Source organism: Acinetobacter sp. T_3_1 (genome assembly GCF_025377055.1).
Taxonomy (GTDB): Bacteria; Pseudomonadota; Gammaproteobacteria; order Pseudomonadales; family Moraxellaceae; genus Acinetobacter; species Acinetobacter kookii.
Genome location: NZ_JACHVD010000045.1, coordinates 1 through 1,778 on the forward strand (window position 1 = coordinate 1; position 1,778 = coordinate 1,778).

Annotated in this window: 1 protein-coding gene and 2 pseudogenes; 1 reads left to right on the top strand and 2 read right to left on the bottom strand. The window is 35.3% G+C overall.

What is annotated here, in order from left to right; translation table 11 throughout:
• Positions 1-293: 293 nt before the first annotated feature.
• Positions 294-509, top strand: a pseudogene (locus H4I94_RS16100) (xanthine phosphoribosyltransferase); the annotation flags it as partial.
• A 385-nt stretch (positions 510-894) separates the two neighbouring features.
• Here the strand turns inward: H4I94_RS16100 and H4I94_RS16105 are convergent.
• A complete protein-coding gene (locus H4I94_RS16105; RefSeq protein WP_261183720.1) occupies positions 895-1,506 on the bottom strand; it encodes a hypothetical protein in 612 nt (203 codons plus the stop codon).
• A gap of 86 nt (positions 1,507-1,592) precedes the next feature.
• Positions 1,593-1,778, bottom strand: a pseudogene (locus tag H4I94_RS16110) (HfaB protein); the annotation flags it as partial.

A 1,778-nucleotide genomic window follows, 5' to 3' on the forward strand; every position in this document is an offset into this window, starting at 1 on the left:
TAAAATTAAAATTTACATCAAAATTTTAATTAAAATAATATTTTTTATGTATTAAAAAATCAAAATTCCATACATCAAAACTGCAATTATGAAAGCATTTTCAATTTTAAAAAGTTGTAAACTTTGATTTTATTGGAACTCTTTCCAAAATGTGACGTAGTTCTACTTTTTCATTAAAATATAATTAACCAATCACAGTTAAGCGTATTTATAAAGTAATTCTAGTAGAAAGATAAATTTTTTAGCAGGATGATTTCCGTTTCAAAAAGTGCATCCACTCTAGCGCTAAAGCCCGCGTGATGGATAATTTCCTGGCAAGGGGTCAGGCAGCTTTAGACCTTGCCGATTTAATTCATCAGGCAAATGCTGAAGTTGTAGGTATTGGTATTGTGATTGAAAAATCTTTCCAGCCGGGTCGCCAATTGTTATTGAATAAAGGTTACCATGTTGAATCTTTAGCACGGGTTAAATCTTTGGAAAATGGTATTGTTGAATTTGTCCGTGACTAAGATTTCAACTGAATTTAAAAAGAGCACTCAGGCGCTCTTTTTTTTATAGCAAATATTTTATATGAAAGAATATTCTGAACAATGATGACAAAATCGGCAATTAATCGCCGACTCTATCTGAATAAAATTTTCCAGTACCTGCTTCAAATTTAGATACAAGAAAAAAGATGAAATTCGTTGCACTCTTTTTCTATCTAATCATTCAAGTAGAACCTTGAGAATGGCGTGGTTTACACTTGATAGCAAGCGAAATTTCAGACCAAATATGACTTGTAGCAGATTGATTCGACTACAAAACGATACTCAATAAACATTTTTTGTACTAAAATAAAAAAGTCTAACTATCCGCAAATAGTTAGACCCTGGATCATATTGAACGGTGGATTTACTTTACGGTCACAGTAATGCTACCAGTGTTCACAGCACCAATAGCTGAAGTTTTGATGCCATCAATATGATTCACTTTTCCATCTACATTTACAGATGCATCAATAGCTGCTGAATTAAAGGCTAAATTCGCTGCAGTGTAATTACTCAGAGTTTCAGAGAACTGGTCATAAGTGTCAGTATTCAATGATGTACTGATAGAACTTTCAAACTCTGATGAGCGTTCAGTACGCCATTCTTCCAAATTACGCGCTGCACTTCTTTCAGCATCAAGAGTTGTCTCTAATGTACCCGTATTCACTGCGCTCAAATTGCCTTGCTGCAAATTGATACTACCGGTGTTTACCGCACCAATTGCTGAAGTTTCTACTGCGATTTTGTCTCCCACATTATTCAGTGAGTTATACCGCCCATCTACATTGACCGTTGCATCAACAGTAGCGGTATTAATGGCAAGGTTAAGCGCAGTACCATTTGGCTGGGTATGTTGAGATAAAAGATTTAAGGCACCATTTAACCCAGTATCTACAGTGACCTCTTGAGCATTAGCCATGGCTGCACCAGATACGAAGGCAACAGATAAGGCGATTGTTTTGATAGTCTTATTCATGGTTATTTTCCTTTTTTCTAATTTTGAAGTACTTCTCGCTAAGCACTTCTTTTTATAATGGGAGCGAGCCCATTTTTATATATTCTTTAATCACGCTGCGTGCTTGACCAGTAGTTTTCGACCACTTCCGGATTAACATCCCACAGCATCTGAGTCTTTTCATTGTCTTTTTCTTCATTCATTTTTTTTAAAGAAGATGAAGGCTTTTTCATACTGATATATTTAATCAAGTCCTGCTTATTCGTTTCAGGCTCCCCTTCAGGATTTTCAAT